This is a genomic window from Candidatus Limimorpha sp. (assembly GCF_056203535.1).
Map to the genome: position 1 here is coordinate 1 of NZ_JBADWU010000077.1, position 20,152 is coordinate 20,152.

Here is a 20,152-nt window from a genome sequence, read left to right on the forward strand (position 1 = left end):
CTATCAAGATAAGACTTCCAAATGGCAAGGTGTGCTTCAGGACGCTCTACACATCTGCCCAGCACAAGGCCGTGAAGTCGCTGGTCGATGCCCTCGCGTGCGCGTATGAGCGCAAGGGTGACGCATAGTCAAAGTCAGGAAGAACCCGAAGACCGAAGCACAGGTCATGCAGCGCGACTACTTCGCACAGCTGACGCAGATGGCCTCGCAGCTCAGCAACGAGCAGCTGGCTTCGCTCTTCCCTAACAGCGTGAAGGGCAAGACCCGCCGCAACCTCCTGCAGCAGCAGCTGGACAAGTGCGCCGTCACCGCCGATGGCATGAAGCGCGTCGACCTCGGCCTGCTCGAAGGCATCGGCAACGGCAAGCGCATCGACTCGCCCATGCTGAACTGCACGGTCAGCGAAGGCTTGGCCATCACCGTCGAGGCGGATGACCTCCGCGCCATCGGCAAGCCTGTCACGGCTAACTTCATCGTCGTCGCCTACAACGTGACGCAGGGCAAACTAGGTATCTTAAACACGCCTGTCACCGGCACCGATGCCGACCTCGACATCAACGTGAAGGGCTGGGGCAAAGCGGACGACATGGTGCGCTGCTACCTCACCTACGCCGAATCGGGCGAAGATGTCTCAAACCGCGGCTTCGGCTCGTTCATCATCAAGACCCGCGCCGAAAAGTCGGGCAGGAACATCAACAAGAACACGGCCATCACCTCCAACGGCGGCAGCGTCGGCAACGTGCAGCTGCATACCAACGAGGCAGACCGCTAAACCGCCAAGGCCATGACTACCTACGAATGGATCACCACGCTGGCAGTGCCCGTCTCGGGCATTGTCAGCTGGTTGGCGGCCACCCGCCTGCGGCAGAACAAGACCATCCGCGAGATGCAGCAGACCATCTACGAACTCGTCGAGGAGAACAAAAGGGTCTACGCAGAGCTGACTGATGCGCGTCAGGAGATTGTCAACCTTTCGGCGCAGGTCGCACGGCTGACGCTCGAAAACGCCGAACTTAAGCGGATGATCGAGGGATTGGGGTGAGAGATAGGCTTCGCCTAGAAATCCTAGGCCTAACGGCCAGAAATCCATATCAAAAATCATTCAAAAATCAATCACAGCATTGCGAAAGCAACTTGGATTTCCTAAGATTTTCAAAACGGATTTTTGAAAGATTTCTGCGCTTCAGCGCTTCCCGCGAGAACATTAAAAAACACACCACCATGAGAACCATCACCGAAATCATCATCCATTGCAGCGCGACGCAGGAAGGCAAGCCCTTCACCGTTGCCGACATCGACCAATGGCACCGCCAGCGCGGGTTCCGCTGCATAGGCTACCACTTCGTCATCTACCTCGACGGCAGCGTCCATGCCGGAAGGCCCATAGCCGAAAAAGGCGCACACTGCCAAGGGCACAACGCCCACTCCATAGGCATCTGCTACATCGGCGGGCTTGACAGCCTAGGCAAACCCAAGGACACAAGAACGCCTCAACAAAAGAAAGCTTTGAAGAACCTTGTCAACCAACTCAAAAACCAATACCCCAATGCGAAAGTTCACGGCCATAACGAATACGCCAATAAGGCTTGCCCTTGTTTCGATGTGCAAGAGGAATTTCACAAAACACGCAAAACATAGGCAAAACCTTCTAATGGAAAAGGAAGCAGCCAACCGGCTTGCTTCCATCGGCGACCCGGTTGGGCGCCGATACCGACCCAAAAGAATGTTTTGGAAAAGTTTGGAAAGTTTTGTGACAAAGGCCATCCTTGTTTCGATGTGCGTGCTGAATTTTGAGAGCTGCGCCCTGGTGCGCCAACGCACGAAACGGGAAAGCCAACATCAAAAGCAATTTGAACATCATGAGTCAACCATTACAAACGAATTGTGTGACAGCCTTTCTCAAAACTTGCAAATCACCTTCGATGGTATCGAGATTATATGTTATGACACCGCCTCTTCCGTTCCTTCGCCTATAGTGAAAGTAAGAGCCACTAAGGCTGCCATCAGTAAACAGACACAGCAAATCGTCACCCAAAGCGAACGGACAGCGGAATGCGACAGCATTAGAGCAGAAATCGCTAAAGAAATCATTGAGGGGAAAAACAATGATCCACCGCAAGATGGTACTTTTGGGAAAATTCCCGTCATTGGCATTGCGGTAATAATTCTATTAATCTTGTTCATCTTAACAAGAAAAGGGTCGGACAGACCTCGCAAAACATTATTGTAGACAATTCTTACTCGGCGGTAAAAAACATAAAACACCGCCGAGTATTTTTTTAGCAGCAAATTATTACTACTATGACAAAACAAGTCATTTGTTCTTCACCCTCACCCGTCTCAAGTCCAGCAAGTTAGTCGGATTGCTTCCCAAGCCTTCCACCCTTTTGTTGACGAAACGCAGCACCTCGTCGTAGAAAAGCGGTAGGATGGGTGCGTCTTCCATCATTAGGGCATCCATTTGGCGGTAATAGGCGGCGCGTTCATTAGCATCGGTGCAGGCCATCGCCTTGGCATACAAAGCATCGTATTTCGGATTGGAATAATGAGAATAATTCGGTCCAGCGGGAGCAAAATTCGCCGTAGTAAACAGCGAAAGATAGTTTTCGGCATCAGGATAATCGGCCACCCACGAGGCACGGAAAAACGAGAGGCTGCCATTGGCACGCATACTGCGCATCGTGGCCGGAGGCATCACCTCCATCTTGCATTTCAAGCCCACCGCCTCGACTTGCGACTGCACGAACTTACCAATATCGGCATATTCAGCCGTAGTGGAGAGGTTCAGCGTGTAGCCTTCCAAATCGTTTTCACTGACTAAACGCTGCGCCTTTTTCAAGTCATAATCATAGCCAATCGTGTTGTCAAAACCCGGCAAACCAGCAGGAATGATGCCGCCCGTAGCCGCCTCGCCGATACCATTGCGCAGATAGCGCAGCATCTTCTCCCGGTCGATGGAATAGTTCACCGCCTGACGCAAAGCCTTGCCTCGTTCGATGCCCAAAACATCCTCTGAATCAATGTAAAACGAAATGTATTCCGTATTCAGGTAAGGCTCGGTAATGAGATAGATTTTGTCCTCATATTTCTGGCGAAGCTGGCCGTCGTAGGTCAAAAGTTCGTCCTTATAACGCGCATCGATGCCCGACATGAAATCGAATTTCCCCTTGATAAACTCAAAGAAAGCGACCTGTTTGTCGATGAGGAAACTGATGGAAACGGCATCCAAATAAGGCAACCTCTCCCCTGCCTCAAACTCAAAATAATCGGGATTCTTGCGGAAGACGAGCTTCACGTTTTCCTTCCAATACTGGAACGTGAAAGGTCCCGTTCCAACCGGATGATTTCTGAATGCATCGCCATAATATTCAACGGCTTCGTGCGGCACCACCGATGCGTATGTCATCGACAGAATGCCCAAAAACGGCGGAAATGGATTCGACAATTCGATTTGGAAAGTGCTGTCGTCGACTGCCGTGAAAGCATAACCGCCATCATCATGTTTCACCGAAGCAAAAATCCATGACCCTGGCGAATTTAACGATTTGTCAACCACACGGTTAAAGGAATAGACCACATCATTTGCCGTCACGCAACGCGGTTCTGGGTAGGCTTCAGATTCATGGAAAAAAATATCGTTGCGCAAATGGAAAGTGTATGTCAGGCCGTCATCGCTGATCTCCCAGCTTTTGGCAATCATTGGGACGACATTCATGCTGTCGTCGAAAGCCACGAGGCTGTTATACAACTGATTGCAAGCCCAAATGTGAGGCAAATCCTTGGCATAAATCGGATCCAAAGTCAATATGCCTGCCGATTCGTTGTATTTGAAAATGGCGAGGTTTTCATCGGAATTCATTTCTCGGCTGCAAGAAGCGAAAAGCATCGCCGCAAAGAAGATTGATATTATTTTTTTCATCTGACAATCAATAACTAACTGTTCAAAAACAAACTACTATTTATTAATGGACACGAGATTTCGAGACTGCGAGGTTTCGAGAAGCCTCGCATTCCCGTGACCTCGATGTCTCGTGTTCAATATGTAAACCAATTTTGCTCACCTATTATAAGAAGCTAATCATGTAGGGTGGCAAGCACAATGTCTCACCATCTTTTTTCAAATCCTTGTTATAAACCAAATAACGTTCCCTAATGCGCGAAGCATATTTTTCGCAAAAGGCATCCAAGGAAGCATGTGTATTGTAGCCCGACGATTTCACCTCAATCGGGCACAATTTGTTGCCTCGAGACAACAGGAAATCAATCTCATAGCTATGGTTTCCTTTTTCCGTCGGGAAAGTGTAGTAATACAATTCGTTACCTGCCGCACGCAACATCTGCGCCACTAAGTTTTCATACACATAGCCCAGATTCGCCGACAAATCATCACCCAACAGTTTCTGATAAATGATGTTATCGACGAAATCCTTGTCCCAAAACGCCAAAGTGATGAAAAGCCCCGTATCGCCCACATACAACTTGTAATAATTGATGTCCTTCGACAGCAACATTCCCACATTGGGGTCGTTTGAATGATAAGCCACATTGACCGTCATCGACTCCTTCATTTCGCTCACGATTTCGCTCACCGACTCGGCCCTATCGTTCTCCAAAACACTTGAAACCTGATAACGCGAAGCGTTTTTCATCAGTTGCGCCGGTGCCGCACGAAACAGCATCGAGGCCTTCCCCATCGGGTCAATCTTATTGAAATCGTCGAAATACAGATTCAAGATGCCACGTTTCACTTTGTCAACGCTGGCAAAATTATTGGTTTCCAGATACGCATTGACCGCTTGCGGCATTCCGCCAACCAACATGTAAAGCCTCAATTCGCGCTGTTTCAGTTGGTGAAGGCTCCCCAAACTTCTGCGTTTGTCATAAAACACCTTCAGCGTCGGGAAAGTGACTTCATCGCCCAAAGCCCATCTAAACTCCTCGTAATCCATAGGATACATGCGTATTCTATCTTCCTCACTCGGAATGGTGATGTCCTGAATGTTTTTTCGGATGCTGATAAGCGAACCTGTCTCAATGTAATCATAACGCCCATCAGCCACCAGATATTTGATGGCCTGACGCGCCTGAGGGCATTTCTGAACCTCATCGAAAACAATGAGCGACTGCCGTTCCGTCAAAGTCACATGGTAATGCGTCTGAAGATAAAGGAAAATGTATTCGAGGTCTTCCAAATCGTCAAACAGGTTCTTAACCTTATCGGAGACCTTGTTGAAATCAATCAGAATATACGATTTGTACTCGTTTTTTGCGAAAGCCTCGACAATCGTCGATTTTCCAATACGACGCGCACCTTCCACCAACAAGGCCGTCCGACCTTGGTTTTCCTGCTTCCAAAGCAGCATCTGATTGTATATTTTGCGCTTAAAAACACGCTCTTCCATAGCATTGCGATTTTATCATCGCGCAAAATTACATTATTTTATTGAAATACAAGTATTTTTATCAATAAAAATTGCAAAATCCCAATTTTCAAAATGCCTTTTTCCTGCAAAATCCCAATTTTCAAAAGGCTATTTTCCTGCAAAATCCCAAATTTCAGTCACCAGATCCAATTCTCTATTAAAAGGCCTGACTTTAACTTCGAGCCAAGAGAAACAAGATAGGAACACAAGTCATAATTATCATATTTATAGTTTTTATTCAAATTGAGAACAAGATAAAAGTCATGTGAAGGTTCCGGGTAATTCAAATCTCTCATATCCTGACAGCTTTTGATTTCTACTTTACCCAACTTAATATGAAGCAATTGCGCCATGTCATTTCCGCAATGCAAGAGCAAATGTCTGACTTGAAAAACTTCCGTCTTTTCATGTGCCTTTTGCAAAGGAATCGGGTATTTTTCATTCTCGGCACACCAAACATATTTGTCAAGCGAAGTACAAGGAGCTATCAAAAGTTTTTCCGTATCAGGAACGTAATGAAGACCTTTTTGCGGTATCACTTTTCCAACGATTTCCGAAGCCTCATTTTTTAGCAAACGGCCAATAAAATCACGCAAAAGGCTTTTGCTATCCTCACCATCAGGACGCAAAGGAAACGCACCGATATTCACCTTTCCTATTGATTCATAATACCTTGAAAGCTCAATCTTTGATTTTTCCCCTTTGCCAGGGAAAAGGATATAGCCACCGATTACCTCCTTTTTCAAACGGCTGTCATTCTGTTTGTAATAAATGGCATCGCGGTAACGGTGCATTTGATTGATGGCATCATCGGGAGGCGTGTCAACACCATTTTCACGTCTGCTGATACGGTATTTGGCATCAAACAGATAGGTCAGTTTCATGCCTTTAGCAAGGTCGTCTTTGGTCAGTTGCAGCACAATGTCTGGCTTTTGCGGGACTGTCGGCGACACGAGATCCTGCACCGATAACGAATCGTCGCTCACAGAAACCTTGTCATCGTTTTTCGGATTATAAATCAACTCAGCCAGCTGGACTTCATCTTTTTCAAACAAAATGCGCGAATGTTCTCCCCTACCCAGCTCATACACAAAACTTCCATTCAATTCCATACGGTTTTTATGACTCACCGTCACAGAATCACCCATAAGTTCCTTGACGATATGCGAGACTTGGATAAAGCACCAGATTTCATACAAAGTAGCAATATCTTTGGTCTGCATCCTATACATTCCCTCGTTGAGCGAAAACGACTTGTGAAGCAAAATGCTAGTCCTGTAAATCTTCGAATAATTGCTATCATTCTGCAAAACAAGAGATTCCTGCCTCAACCCTTCAAATTTTCCAACTGTTCTGAAAAACGGATTACGCATCAAATGAGTAAGCCTGTTTTCCTGTTCCCTAAACTCCGCCTTTTGCACATCTGAAAGCTGATTCAGCCGCTCCAATTGTTTCATTATGCCAGCAAATTTCTTGGCAACAAAAACAAGCGTATGTTTCAGGAAACGGTTTTCAAGCGTGTTATTTGAATTTTCCTGTTCTTGAACGATATACAAACGGTTTGGTTCGGTACGATGCTCAGCAAACTCCTGTTCCAACTGTGGCGAAAAACGATGGATTTTGTCGGCTCGCTGATACACCTGATACGAGCGCAAACGATGACGCGGACGCTCAATAATATTTTTTGCGGCTTGAATGAATTCCGACTGAATGCCTTGAAACACATTCCACCAAATCAGATCGAAAGTCTCGCCCGAACCTTCGCTGAAACTATGGCAAGTGCGTTTCAGGTAATCCAACGAGAGCATTCTGTATTCCTCTTCTATGTCTCTGATAATGCTTTTCCAATGCTGATGATAATCAAGTTTCGAGGAAAGCACCTCAAAGCCAAATACAAAGCTGCGTTTCTCGCCCGACGGCATTTCGTAACCAATCCTGATTTCCGCCAAGCCAATGTCGTTGCCAAAATTAAGGAATCCCGACAAAATGTTTTTGCGGAACGAAAAATGTTCGCAATCATCCTGACGGGAAGAAAGATACTGCGCTTTTTTGACAGGGATATTAAAATCGACCCAAACTGAATAATCGGTGTTGTCAAAGAATACGGCTGGAGCAATTACTTTTTGCGAAAGCGACATCTCATCAAGCACGACATGCCTCACGCCTTCACTCCAACAATATTGCGAAGTGAGGCTTTCCGGCTGAATGTTCTCTTTCGCCCTGTCAAAGACATCAGCAAACTTTTGACATTCAACGAAAAGCGTAAAATCATCATGCTCAACGCGAAGCAGATCCATAGGCTACAACCAGAATGATGTGTATTGCGTTTTTTCCAGTTTTTTCGTCATTTCCTTCAACTTGGACAGCGAAACGGACGAAGTTTTCAATTCCGACTCACCGAAAGCGCCTTCAAGCAACGACTTTAAATCATCGAGAACCGAACCCACTTTGTCGGCATCGCCCTCAATGCGACTCAGAATCTTCATCGATGTCATTTCGTCAATCGCATTGAGAAAAACATCCTGACCGCCAGACAAAAGCCGACGGTTGACGGCATACACCAGAAACTCGTTTCGGGTGCGATAAGCAATCTTGAAAGGCGTTCCTTCCAGTTTTTCGTTCACCGATTTCAGATAGGTTATCACCTTATCGCACAATCCCTTATAATCTTCTGAATAGACATCCTTCCCTTTAACAAATTGGGCATGTAGGGCTTCGCCAATATAGCCAAAGCCATCACCACCATCGTTCTCCAAACCGCCTTCCAAGTCAACCTCATTCATCTCGATGGTCATGGCGCGGTCGAGCACTTTGCGCGAAAACGAAAACGTGGTCTCGTCCATATTCACCGTTCCAACAACGAAAAGATTTTGAGGAATGGCAATGCCTCTTTCAAGAAACTGTTTCGACAAAGTTTCATCCGATGTAAGTTTATGGATTAAATCGATATACCATTGTTCCGCATTGACTTTCAGAATCGGGTCGGTGACGATTTCTCCATTTTCAAGTTCTCTTGTCTCGATAACCGACAGATATTCTGCAAAATACTGTTCCACCGGTGCCAAATTCATTTCATCCAAGCAAAGGAAACACGGCACATTCCTGTTTTCCCAAGCCTTGACGATGAAACGCAGGAAATCGCCAGCCACGAACTCAGGTTTTCCGCTAATGCGGCTCACATAGCCCAGAAGTTCCGAACTGTCGTGCCAGTTAGGTTTCACCTGAATCATTTCGAAATTGCTTGGCTTGTGAGCCTTAAATTCCTCACTGTCAGGTTTCCAACAAGCACGCGCCAATTCCCTCACAATGCGGCTTTTGCCCGTGCCTGAAATGCCTGCAAGAAGAAGGAATGGCTTGGTGAGGAGAGCGGGAACAAAAGAGAACCTCTCATTAATACTTAACGTTTCAAATTTCCTTATCGGTTTTCTATCGCAAGAATATGATGAAATCATTTCGTACATATTCTGTCCATAATCACTTAGTTTTATTCCATCATCACCTTTTGCAACATCAAAATATTTCTGAAGGCCTTTCGTACTTGGTATATGAGCTCGCAAGTTCCTTACCGTCTGAGAAAATATTGTATCGTTTCTTCCATTATACGATTCCAAATCACTACCATCAGGAGACAATAAAACCATTAACTCCGAAATAAGAGTGGTAGTATCCATTTGCCCACCATATTTGCCAATAATCATGATGGACGGGAACAACAAATCTTCTTGTTTATAATTACTCATAATTTGTAATCAATAAATGTGTAACCTTTTTATCATTCCTATTCATAAAACTTACCACATATTCTTTATTGAATGTTTTAATATTCAAATCTTTACAGTTAGAATATAAATTATAAATAAAGTCTGTGTTTTTTATTATCAACATCCATTTTGCATGGCATTGATTTATTAGATAATGAGCCAATCTAACTTGGTCATCACGAGTGAACTCATTTCGAGCATAAGTGCTGAATTCCGTATCATATGGTGGATCAAGAAAAACAAAGTCGTCTTCCTGCGGAATATTTTTCTTTAAGAAGCTCTCAAAATCGAGATTTTCTATCGTAGTATTCGAAAAACGTGTCAAAACAGGATTGCTCTGATAATACAACAGTTTTTTGTCAAGCTGTTTACTATTGTAAGCAATTCCTCCGTATGGAACATTAAAATCTCCTTTATCATTATATCTAAACATCCCACTGTATGCATAATTTCGCAAGAAAAAGAACAGACATTTTTTCAAAGAATTATCATTAGAATTGTTATATAAATACCTGTAATACATATATAAAGCACTTTTTATTGCGGTTTCTATGTTATTACTAATATCATTTATAGGCATAAACCCATGTCGTATTTCAAGATTCTTCATCCGTAATAATTTCCTATACAGATTTAAATTCAATTCCTCTTGATAAATACTTATTTGATTTGAAGCCAAAAGAACTATTCTTTCACTTTCAGTCAAAGTGCGCTTGCAAAAGGCTTTTACTTGCTTTTTTAGTGTTGTTTCATCAACATCTCCTTTTCTAAACCGTAAATACAAATCACAAAGTTCATCAAAATGAACATCATGAAAACCCTTTGCCTTTTGCCAAGAATCATTCATCAAGAAAGCCTTTTTGTAGAAATCATCATCAGAATATGCAATAGCTCTATAGAGTGATATTAATTCAGTAGACAAATCGTTAATGTAATAATGGTTTGCCTCCAATCCCATAAAGACCGAGCCACCACCAACAAATGGATCATAGAAATTCTTGTAGAACTTGGGTAAATTTGGTGTTATAAAAACAAGTTCTTTCGCCTTTCCTCCTGGCCATTTAATTATCGGCTCCAAATTACAACCTTTCATTGTTTTTCGCCTGAATGCCCAAAAGCGAACTTGTAAAACAAACTTATTCCACACACAAAAAAAGCGGGGCATCCGACTTCTGCCATTCCGTAACTTTAGGTCGTAGGAAACCCCATTCTCCCGAATGACAGATAGATGCCCGCTCACAAAGTATGTTGAATACCTGAAAAAGTGTGCGTGAGGGCATGGTTAGCCCTCGGCACACCAACAGGATATGATACAGCATACCCAAGAGGCATCACCGTGTGCATTGTTCTGGGAAAATGTTTGAATTTCCTACGTTCAAAGTTACCAAGAACAAGCGTTAGTGACGCTTTTTCAATATGTCATCCTCATCACAGGATGAAGATGCTGCAAAATTAGGATATTTTTCGTAAAACGGACAATGGGCAAGGAAAATAAAATCACTTCACCTTAAATCCAATCACCTCGGCATGGAGGTTGGTCAGATATTTGTTATAGTCGAGGTCGTTCTTGTCCTGTTCCCTTTCGAGGGCGAGGTCGAGCACTTCCATCATGTTTTCCACATAATGGAAATTCAGGCCGCTCACATAGTCTTCCTTAATGTCGAGAATGTCGCGCTTGTTGTCGACGCAGACAATCAAATCGGTGACACCATTGCGTTTGGCTGCCAGCATCTTTTCCTTGATGCCGCCAACCGGTAAAACCTTGCCCCTCAAAGTGATTTCGCCCGTCATGGCCAGCTGACCTTTCACCTTGCGTTGCGTAAAGGCTGATGTCAAGGCCGTCAGCATGGTGATGCCCGCCGACGGGCCGTCCTTTGGCGTTGCGCCTTCTGGGATATGGACATGGACATTCCAAGTGTCGAAAACATCAGGCGAAATGTCGAGCTGCGAAGCGTGCGACTTGATGAATTCGTAAGCAATGGTAGCCGATTCCTTCATCACATCGCCTAGATTGCCAGTCAAGGAAAGATGTCCCATGCCACGGCTCAAGCTGACTTCGATGGAAAGGATTTCGCCCCCGACTTGCGTCCAAGCCAAACCTGTTGCCACGCCAGGCGTGCTGTGTTTCACCTCGTCTTCATCACGATGCATCGGGACACCCAACACCTTGTTTAACAATTCAGTATTGACTTTCTTTTCAAATTCATCTTCCGTCACCACCTGCTTGGCACGATAGCGCATGACATCGGCAATGCGACGTTCCAAATTGCGCACGCCCGCCTCACGGGTGTAATTGTCAATGATTTGCATGACAACATCTTTCGGGAAATTGATTTCCGTCGACTTCAAGCCATGCTCCTGCAACTGCTTTGGAATCAGGTGACGCTTGGCGATTTCATATTTTTCCTCGCGCAGATAACCGCTTAAATCGATGATTTCCATACGGTCGCGCAAAGCGGGATGAATGGTCGAAAGGTTGTTTGCCGTTGCGATGAACAGGATTTTCGACAAATCGTAATCCAGTTCAAGAAAATTGTCGTAGAAAGTGGAATTTTGTTCCGGGTCAAGGATTTCCAGCAAAGCCGCCTGCGGGTCACCGCTGATATTGTTGCCGCTGACCTTATCGATTTCGTCAAGCACAAAGACAGGATTGCTTGACTTCACCTTGCGCAAATTCTGAATGATACGGCCCGGCATAGCACCGATATAAGTTTTTCTGTGTCCGCGCAATTCCGATTCATCGCGCACACCGCCTAATGACATTCTGACATATTTTCTGTTCAAAGCCCTTGCGATGGACTTGCCCAAAGAAGTCTTGCCCACGCCTGGAGGACCGACAAGGCATAAAATCGGGGCTTTCATATCGTTTTTCAACTTCAAGACGGCAAGATGCTCAATGATTCTGTCCTTGATTTTATCCAAGCCAAAATGGTCAGCATCAAGCACTTTCTGCGCACGTTTCAAATCGAAATTGTCTTTTGTAAATTCATTCCACGGCAAATCGACGAGATATTGCAAGTAATTCAGTTGAATGCCATATTCGGCAGCCTGCGGGTTGGTACGCTCCAGTTTCTTGATTTCACGCTCAAAGACTTCAGCAATTTCATCCGACCATTTCTTCTTTTTTGCTTTCTCTGTCAATTCGTTGATGTCCTGCTCGTTAGGCGTTCCACCCAGCTCTTCCTGAATGGTACGCAACTGCTGGTTGAGGAAATACTCGCGCTGCTGCTTGTCCATATCGACACGCACCTTGCTCTGAATTTGCATCTTCAAGTCAAGCATTTGCTGTTCGGTAGTCAAGACGCCCAACAAATCGGTTGCCATCTGCGTGATGTCGGTCGATTCAAGCAGCATTTGTTTGGTCGGCAAATCCATCTCCACATTGCTCGACACAAAATTCATCAGGAAAATCGGGCTTTCAATGCTCTTGATGGCATAGCTCGCCTCTTCCGGCAAGTGCTGTGAGCGCGACATGATTTGAATTGCCAAATCCTTGACCGACTGCGCCAAAGCAATGAATTTTCGTGTATGCGGAAAGTCCTTAAAATCGGGATATTCAGCAACTTTGGCCTTGATGTATGGTTCGATTTGCGTTTCCTCGAGCAATTCAAAACGGCACTTGCCTTGAATGATGACCGTCATATTGCCGTCGGGCATCTGCAAAGTCTTGATGATTTGCGCCACCGTACCTATTTTATATAAGTCGGCCAAAGTGGGTTCCTCGACATTGGAATCCATTTGCGCGACGACGCCGATAGCCTTCTTTTTCTTGTAATACTCCTTGACCAAACGCACCGATTTGTCGCGGCCAACGGTAATGGGAATCACCACGCCAGGGAAAAGCACCGCATTGCGCAGAGGCAAAACGGGCAGTTCATCGGGGACTTCCTCGTCCATTCCAAGACGCGCATCTTCAATCGTCAATACAGGTATAAACTCGCTGTTAGCGTCGGTCAAATCATTCATCAGAAATTCATCGTCACGGTATTTCATAGACTATCGGTTTAGTGCCAAAATGTCAGTAATCTGTTTTTAATAATTGTGGCGGCAAAAATAGCAAATAATATGCCACCAAATAAAAAAGCTTCCTAATGCTACGTCAAAATTCATAAAAGCGACACCAACATATTCCAAACTTCCTTATTTTTGCCGCAAAATGCAAATTATCATTACCATGAATCTACACGACGAAGCCACACGCTGCTTGCTCTGCCACGATGCACCTTGCACAGCAGCTTGCTGTAAACCAGGAATCGACCCTGCACGAGGAATTCGTGCCTTGCGATTCGAAAACGAACACTGCCACGGCATTTTTTTTAACCAAGAGAGTTGTGCTGGTTGTCCCGCACCTTGCCAAGAGGCTTGCATCCATCACGATTTTCCAATTCGGATACAGGAAATCGCCCTCCGCACCCCTGCACAAAAAGACCTGCAAGTCAAGGTGGCGGATAAGGCCTTGCCTTCGTTAGCCATTGAGTTTTGCGGCATTCCTTGCGAGAATCCGTTTTTCTTGGGTTCATCCGTCATTGCCAGCAGCTACGACATGATTGCCAAGGCTTTCCGCATGGGTTGGGGCGGTGCCGTTTACAAGACTATCTCTTTCGGTGAAATTCAGGAAGTCTCGCCTCGTTTCGACCAAGTGGGAAAGGAAGGCACACCATTCATCGGCTTCAGGAATATGGAACAGTTGTCCGTCAACACCCCTGAAGAAGACTTTGACATCTTATCAAGACTGAAAAAAGAATTTCCGACCAAGGTTCTGATTGCCTCTATCATGGGCCGCAACGAAGAGGAATGGGTAGCCTTGGCAAAAATGGCAGAAACTGCCGGATGCGACATGGTTGAATGTAACTACTCATGCCCTCACATGGCAGCCAAAGGGCGCGGCAGCGACATCGGTCAAAATCCAGATCTTACGGAACACTTGACAGCATTAGTCAAACGAGCCGTTCATATCCCAGTCATGGCCAAGATGACTCCCAACATCACACATATCGAAGAACCTGCCATTGCTGCAAAAAACGGTGGCGCCGATGCGATAGCCGCCATCAACACCATCAAGAGCGTTACCCTCAAACGCCGTTCCGAAGTAAGCGGTATGGCGACCATTTCTGGTTATAGCGGCAAGGCCGTCAAGCCTATCGCGCAGCGTTTCATCCTCGACATGCGCAAGGATTCCGAATTAAAAGACATGCCCATCAGCGGCATTGGCGGCATTGAATCATGGCGCGACGCCTTACAATACTTAGTATTAGGATGCACCAACGTTCAGGTCTGCACTGCCGTAATGCAATACGGTTACCGCATCATCGACGACCTGATTTTAGGCATTCAAGACTGGATGATAAGAAAAGGCTACAATAGCCTTGATGAAGTTATCGGCAAAGCGCTTCCGCACTTTGTCAGCACCGACCAAATGGATCGCGAGACCTACGTTCTCCCTAAATTCGACCACGAGAAATGCATAGGCTGCGGACGCTGTTACCTCAGCTGCTACGACGGCGGCCATCAAGCCATCCGTTTCGATGAAGCGACACGCCGTCCTCACCTCATTGGAAAACAATGCGTTGGCTGTCACCTTTGTCTTCTTGTATGTCCCATCGAAGCAGTGACGGCAGGCAAAAGAATTTCCAAAATCAGCAAACAATAGCACCCCTATCATGGATTTTCGCACAATCTGAATAAAATAGGAATTGTGCCCTTTAGCCTAAATCTTTGCCTAACGCACCAAATAAAAAAAGCCCCTGCATGGCAGGAGCTTTTTTCTTAAATGCTGACAGAAACTTATTTAGCTTCCTTCTTTTCGAAGAATTTCTTGTACTTGTTGTTGAATTTATCAACACGACCAGCTGAGTCGACGAGCTTCATCTTGCCAGTGTAGAATGGGTGTGATGCACTGGAGATTTCGAGTTTTACCAGAGGGTATTCCTTACCGTCTTCCCAAGTAATGGTATCCTTCGTGTTGATTGTTGAACGTGACATGAACATGTAGTCATTCGACATATCTTTGAAAACAACCAGACGATAATTCTTTGGGTGAATGTCTTTTTTCATCGCTTACTTCCTTTTTAATTTTGAGTGTGCAAAAGTACAACATTTTATTGAACTGGCAAATACTTTTGGAACATTTTTTCTTTTTCTCTATCCAACGATGGATAAAACACTAAAAAACAAGTAATTAAGAAACAACTATTCAGAATCGGCCGAAGCAAGGACTTGGGATAACAAAAAAAGGGTAAGCTACTTATATCGCACCGCTACAACCACCTACCCTTGCTACCTTCCGGTCCTGGGGGATTTCAGCAGGAGCTGGTCGTATAAGACTTACCCGAGGCAAAAGTACGGACTTTTCTCCAAGTGGCAAGCAATTTTTGAAGAAAAATGCAGATTAAGGCCTATTTCGCTGATAATAAAAATGATAAAAATCAATAGCCGTAGCTCGATCCGTCGAAACAATGTGTGCAAAGCTCGCATTTTGGCAAGCCGATAGCGTTCACCACACCCTCAAGTGTATTGAATTTCAAAGTGTCGACTCCGAGTTGTCTGCGCATTTTTTCCACCATATTGGCGTATTCCTTCGAGTTGGCATCGCAATAACGCTCAATGTTCTTGTCGTTTGAGCCTTCCAATTCCTCAACGAAACGCCGAGACACCAATTCCAGCACGTTTTTGGAAGCTGAAAAATTGAGGAAAGGACAGCCATAAAGCAAAGGCGGGCAACTGATGCGGATATGCACTTCCTTGGCTCCGAAACCGTAGAGCATCTTCACATTGTCGCGCAACTGGGTGCCTCGCACAATGCTGTCGTCGCAAAACACCACACGTTTTCCATCCAACAGCTGGCGGTTTGCAATGAGTTTCATCTTGGCCACATGCTCCCTTTGCTTCTGGTTGACAGGCATGAAACTGCGCGACCATGTAGGCGTATATTTCACCACACCACGCTTATACGGCACCTTTTTAATATTGGAATAGCCCAAAGCCATGCCGATGCCCGAATCAGGAATGGCAGAAACATAATCGATTTCGACATCATCATTTTTGCCAACCTCGACGCCTTCGCGATAACGCGCTTCTTCCACATTAATGCCTTCATAATCAGTGACCGGATAGCCATAATACACCCAAAGGAATGAGCAAATCTGACGCTTGTCATTGGGCTTTTGCAACTGTTCCACACCATTTTGAGTGACTTTCACGATTTCACCAGGAGCGACATTGTAATAAGTGCTGTAATCCAAATTGATGTAACTATGGCTGTCGGAAGCAACGGCATAGCCATCTTCTTTCTTTCCGATGACAATCGGCGTGCGTCCATAAAAATCGCGGGCGGCAATAATGCCATCATCGGTCAGAATCAACATCGAGCAGGATCCTTTCACCTTATTATATACATTGTTGATGCCATCAATGAAAGTTTCGCCCTGCGTAATCAGCAAGGCGACCAGTTCGGTCGGGTTTGTCGTTCCCGAACTCAACTCGGCAAACTGCTGGCGGTTGTTGAGGCAAAGCTCAACCAATTCGTCAATATTATTGATTCGGGCCACCGTAGCAATGGCAAAGCGGCCAAGATGCGAATTGACCGCAATAGGCTGCGCATCCGTATCACTAATGACACCAATGCCCAAATTACCAGCGAATTTACCAATTTCATCGCTGAATTTCGTCCTGAAATAGGAATTTTCGATGTCGTGAATGGAACGATGAAAAAGATCGCCCTCGCGCGTCACCATGCCGGCACGCTTCGTGCCAAGGTGAGAATGGTAATCAATGCCATAGAACAAGTCCGTCGAACAAGGTTTTTGAGAGATAACGCCAAAAAAGCCACCCATAAATTACTATAATTTAGTTGTTTACAAAACGACAAAAGCTGTCCAGAAACACATCTCAGACAGCGGCAAATATACGGCATTTACTCAGAAAACCGAAACATTTTATCATGCTTTTTGATGAAAAATAGTATTTTTGCCGCCAAATCAACGCAATATGTTTTTAAAGCTATACGAAGAGAATCCAAATCCACGCTATGTGAAAATGATATTGGAATGCCTCGCCGACGGCGGTGTCATCATCTTCCCCACCGACACCATCTACGGCATGGGCGGCGGCATCAACAACCCAAAGGTATTGGATAGGATCTGCCAAATCAAGGGCATTAGGAAAGAAAAAGCCAATTTTTCGCTCATTTTCCACGACCTGAGCATGTTGTCGGAATTTACACGCCCAATCAGCAATAATGTTTATAAGATGATGAAACGCAACCTTCCCGGACCGTTCACTTTCATTTTGGAAGCCAACAACAATGTGCCACGCATTTTCCAAAGCAAGAAAAAGGCCATCGGCATACGCATTCCCGACCAGCCCATCATCACAAACATTGTGAACGAGTTTGGTTCGCCAATCATGACTACATCGTTGGTCGATGAGGAAGACGAAATAGGCGGCTATTTGACCGACCCTGAGGAAATAAACGAGCGCTACAAGGACAAAGTCGACATCATTATCGACGGCGGAGCTGGCGAAAACACGGCAAGCACGGTTGTCGATTGCACTGATAATGAAATAATTATTGTCCGTCAAGGCAAAGGCATTCTTGACTGAAGAAAAAAATTTCGGTTTTTGGGTTGCCGTATCAAAAAAATGAGTACTTTTGCAACCGCAAAATCAAGGATGACTTGGTAGCTCAGCAGGTAGAGCATCACACTTTTAATGTGGGGGTCCTGGGTTCGAGCCCCAGCCAGGTCACCAAAAGCAAACAACCCTAATTGATTATCCGTCAGTTAGGGTTTTTTCTTTTGCCTAAAACCATTATATTTTTGACGTGATTTTGGCGTAATAAGTAGGTGAGCAAAATTCGTTTACATATTAGTCCGGTGCTTCCATCCTTCGATGCTTCGACATCGTCACACCCTTGAAGAAGGGTGTCAGCAAGCGAAGCTCAGCAACCTGATTTGCAGCTCATTGAGCCTGTCGAAATGAGAAGATACTTTTGCAGTTTAATTATGAATAGTTACTTAAACCAGAGCCATAACTTTTTAAAAAGCATCGGCAGTTGGCTCCACTTCAAGCCAACTTATTGCACCTATAGATAATTTCCTCTCCCCGACGCGCCAAGTGCATACGCTCGCGCTGGGCTTCCGGGAGTTCGTAATACAGACGGTCTTCGGTGACATCGAAGCCGGCCTTGCGCAACACATCGGCATAGTCGCGGCCAAACTGACGCACATGGTCGTATTGGCCAAAAAGGCGTTCGCGCTCCTTCGGGTCGGTGATGCTTGGGTCTTCAAAAGTATCGACATCGGGATTGATGGGCACCAGAAGAATCGCCCAACCACCGGGTTTCAAAATGCGCTTGATTTCGGCAAAAGCCCTGTTCGCATCGCTCACATGCTCCAGGACATGGTTGCAGATCACCACATCGAAAGTATCGTCAGGCTGCTGAATAGCAGTGACATCCAGATGCAGGTCGGCAATCGGCGAGTCGAGGTCGGCGGTGGTGTAATCAAGGTTTTTCAAGGCACGAAAACGCTTGAGGAAAGGCTGCTCGGGCGCAAAATGCAAGACCTTCAAAGGCGCCGTGAAGAAGTCGGTTTTCTCTTTCAGATAGAGCCAAAGCAGGCGATGACGTTCCAACGACAAGCATCTGGGGCACAAACGGTTATCCATCGCCACCCCGTAGCCGTAGGGCAAAAACTTGCGGAAATGCGAGCCACAGACGGGACATTCCACCTTGTTGCCCCAATAGAAAGGGCGAATGAAAAAACTGAACACATAACTCAACTTGATGAGCCACTGACGCGGGAAAATGCGTGTAAAAAAGGAAATAAGTCTTTTCATTGCATCATATTTGTTATCGTTTCAACCATGCGTGACCAAGAATATTTCTTCTTTTCTTCGGCCACGTTCGTCTCAAATTCATTCATTCGTTGTGAATCAAAGAAATCGACAAGTGCATCAGCTATCTTGCCGCTATCGCAATCGGTGACATAGCCGACTTTGCCGTCAGGCACCATCTCCTTCAGTCCACCGACATCGGTCACCAACATAGGCCGCTCAAAGTGATAAGCAATCTGAGTGACACCACTTTGCGTTGCCGACTTATAGGGCTGAACCACAATGTCAGCAGCATTAAAGAAATATTTCACCTGACTGTCGGGGACAAACTCCGTATGCCAGATTATCCGACCTTCCAAGCCAAGTTTATGTTCCAGTTCATGGTATTGTTCACCGCCATTATAAAATTCACCGGCAACAATCAGCTTGACGTTTTTCGACTTGAAACGCTCATCGGCAAATGCTTCCAGTAGCAAATCAAGACCTTTGTAATCGCGAATGAAGCCAAAGAAAAGCATATAGCGGCACTCAGGCTCCAAATCCAGAAAACGCAGAGCCTCGTCTCTGCTCACTTTTTCCCCAAAGTTATCGAATAAAGGATGAGGGCACAATGCAGCAGTTTTTTTCTTATCGAACAAACGCAAATCGTCAAGTACAGACTGCGACATGGCCACGAAACTGTCCACCGACTTGATGAAATAACGGGCAAACGCCTTGTCACCAATACGGTGTTCGTGAGGAACGACATTGTCGAGCAGGCTCACCACTTTTGTCTTCCCGTTTTTTCTTGCCATGCGGCATATCGTTCCAAGGCAAGGCGCCATGAACGGCAGCCAGAACCTTGTCAATACCAAATCGCATCCGTTTTTCCGAATCATTCTGCCTACCTTAAGCCAATTGAACGGGTTGACCGAATTCACCATTCTCGTAATCTTCAAGCCTTCGGGAGCTGATTCCGACGAAAACTGCGTTTTGCCAGGAAACAGGAAATCGGGATACTGAAGCGAGAAAGTTATAATTTCAGCATCCCAGCCTTCATCCTGAAACTCCTTGGTCAGCCTTTCATTATAGGCAGCCAACCCGCCACGATACGGATAAGCCGTACCCAAAACAAGCACCTTTTTCATATTCGCA

15 protein-coding genes, 1 tRNA gene, 1 other RNA gene and 1 pseudogene are annotated in these 20,152 nt (G+C 45.5%); 7 read left to right on the plus strand and 11 right to left on the minus strand.

All coding sequences use genetic code 11. From position 1 onward, the window contains the following. Positions 1–622 precede the first annotated feature (622 nt). The 4 genes and pseudogenes from AC06MN_RS08935 to AC06MN_RS08950 form a co-directional block, all read left to right on the plus strand. A pseudogene (locus AC06MN_RS08935) lies at positions 623–715 on the plus strand (HU family DNA-binding protein); the annotation flags it as partial. A 69-nt stretch (positions 716–784) separates the two neighbouring features. Continuing rightward, positions 785–1,042, plus strand: a complete 258-nt coding sequence (locus AC06MN_RS08940) for a Z-ring associated ZapG family protein (RefSeq protein ID WP_475672023.1) — start codon at positions 785–787, stop codon at positions 1,040–1,042. Positions 1,043–1,221: 179 nt separating this feature from the next. After that, complete coding sequence (locus AC06MN_RS08945) at positions 1,222–1,638, plus strand: N-acetylmuramoyl-L-alanine amidase (protein ID WP_475672024.1); 417 nt, start codon at positions 1,222–1,224, stop codon at positions 1,636–1,638. Positions 1,639–1,651: 13 nt separating this feature from the next. After that, positions 1,652–2,230 (plus strand): hypothetical protein, encoded by a 579-nt coding sequence (locus AC06MN_RS08950; protein ID WP_475672025.1) that lies wholly within the window; start codon positions 1,652–1,654, stop codon positions 2,228–2,230. Between the two features lie 84 nt (positions 2,231–2,314). Here AC06MN_RS08950 and AC06MN_RS08955 read toward each other — a convergent pair whose 3' ends face one another. The 6 genes from AC06MN_RS08955 to lon form a co-directional block, all read right to left on the minus strand. Next, the gene (locus AC06MN_RS08955) at positions 2,315–3,919 is read right to left on the minus strand and encodes an ABC transporter substrate-binding protein (protein WP_475672026.1); all 1,605 of its coding nucleotides are present in this window, start codon (positions 3,917–3,919) and stop codon (positions 2,315–2,317) included. 145 nt (positions 3,920–4,064) lie between these two features. Then, the gene (locus tag AC06MN_RS08960; RefSeq protein ID WP_475672027.1) at positions 4,065–5,402 is read right to left on the minus strand and encodes an ATP-binding protein; all 1,338 of its coding nucleotides are present in this window, start codon (positions 5,400–5,402) and stop codon (positions 4,065–4,067) included. Between the two features lie 158 nt (positions 5,403–5,560). Beyond that, positions 5,561–7,720 carry a DUF2357 domain-containing protein gene (locus AC06MN_RS08965; RefSeq protein ID WP_475672028.1) on the minus strand — a complete coding sequence of 720 codons (2,160 nt, stop codon included), beginning with the start codon at positions 7,718–7,720 and terminating at the stop codon, positions 5,561–5,563. A gap of 3 nt (positions 7,721–7,723) precedes the next feature. Next, on the minus strand, positions 7,724–9,163 hold the full coding sequence (locus tag AC06MN_RS08970; RefSeq protein ID WP_475672029.1) for an McrB family protein: 1,440 nt from the start codon (positions 9,161–9,163) through the stop codon (positions 7,724–7,726). After that, positions 9,156–10,277: a DNA adenine methylase gene (locus AC06MN_RS08975; RefSeq protein ID WP_475672030.1), complete on the minus strand. Its 1,122-nt coding sequence runs from the start codon at positions 10,275–10,277 to the stop codon at positions 9,156–9,158. The genes AC06MN_RS08970 and AC06MN_RS08975 overlap by 8 nt, the downstream gene beginning before the upstream one ends. A gap of 404 nt (positions 10,278–10,681) precedes the next feature. After that, positions 10,682–13,177, minus strand: coding sequence for an endopeptidase La (gene lon, locus AC06MN_RS08980; RefSeq protein ID WP_475672031.1), 2,496 nt, complete (start codon positions 13,175–13,177; stop codon positions 10,682–10,684). A 181-nt stretch (positions 13,178–13,358) separates the two neighbouring features. Here lon and preA point away from each other — a divergent pair, with 181 nt between their 5' ends. Continuing rightward, positions 13,359–14,834 (plus strand): NAD-dependent dihydropyrimidine dehydrogenase subunit PreA, encoded by a 1,476-nt coding sequence (gene preA, locus AC06MN_RS08985; protein WP_475672032.1) that lies wholly within the window; start codon positions 13,359–13,361, stop codon positions 14,832–14,834. 134 nt (positions 14,835–14,968) lie between these two features. On the opposite strand, the gene AC06MN_RS08990 is transcribed toward preA, so the two are convergent. The 3 genes from AC06MN_RS08990 to AC06MN_RS09000 form a co-directional block, all read right to left on the minus strand. Then, a complete protein-coding gene (locus tag AC06MN_RS08990) occupies positions 14,969–15,238 on the minus strand; it encodes a type B 50S ribosomal protein L31 (RefSeq protein WP_475672033.1) in 270 nt (89 codons plus the stop codon). Positions 15,239–15,414: 176 nt separating this feature from the next. Continuing rightward, positions 15,415–15,514: signal recognition particle sRNA small type (ffs, locus tag AC06MN_RS08995), an RNA gene on the minus strand. A gap of 95 nt (positions 15,515–15,609) precedes the next feature. Further along, a complete protein-coding gene (locus AC06MN_RS09000; protein WP_475672034.1) occupies positions 15,610–17,016 on the minus strand; it encodes an amidophosphoribosyltransferase in 1,407 nt (468 codons plus the stop codon). Between the two features lie 154 nt (positions 17,017–17,170). Here AC06MN_RS09000 and AC06MN_RS09005 point away from each other — a divergent pair, with 154 nt between their 5' ends. Further along, positions 17,171–17,785, plus strand: a complete 615-nt coding sequence (locus tag AC06MN_RS09005; RefSeq protein ID WP_475672035.1) for an L-threonylcarbamoyladenylate synthase — start codon at positions 17,171–17,173, stop codon at positions 17,783–17,785. Between the two features lie 71 nt (positions 17,786–17,856). Beyond that, positions 17,857–17,932, plus strand: a tRNA-Lys gene (locus AC06MN_RS09010). A 315-nt stretch (positions 17,933–18,247) separates the two neighbouring features. On the opposite strand, the gene AC06MN_RS09015 is transcribed toward AC06MN_RS09010, so the two are convergent. Together AC06MN_RS09015 and AC06MN_RS09020 are read right to left on the minus strand one after the other, a co-directional pair. Next, positions 18,248–19,021 carry a class I SAM-dependent methyltransferase gene (locus AC06MN_RS09015; protein ID WP_475672036.1) on the minus strand — a complete coding sequence of 258 codons (774 nt, stop codon included), beginning with the start codon at positions 19,019–19,021 and terminating at the stop codon, positions 18,248–18,250. Beyond that, on the minus strand, positions 19,018–20,145 hold the full coding sequence (locus AC06MN_RS09020; protein WP_475672037.1) for a glycosyltransferase: 1,128 nt from the start codon (positions 20,143–20,145) through the stop codon (positions 19,018–19,020). Before AC06MN_RS09020 ends, AC06MN_RS09015 begins: the two co-directional genes overlap by 4 nt. Positions 20,146–20,152 lie beyond the last annotated feature (7 nt).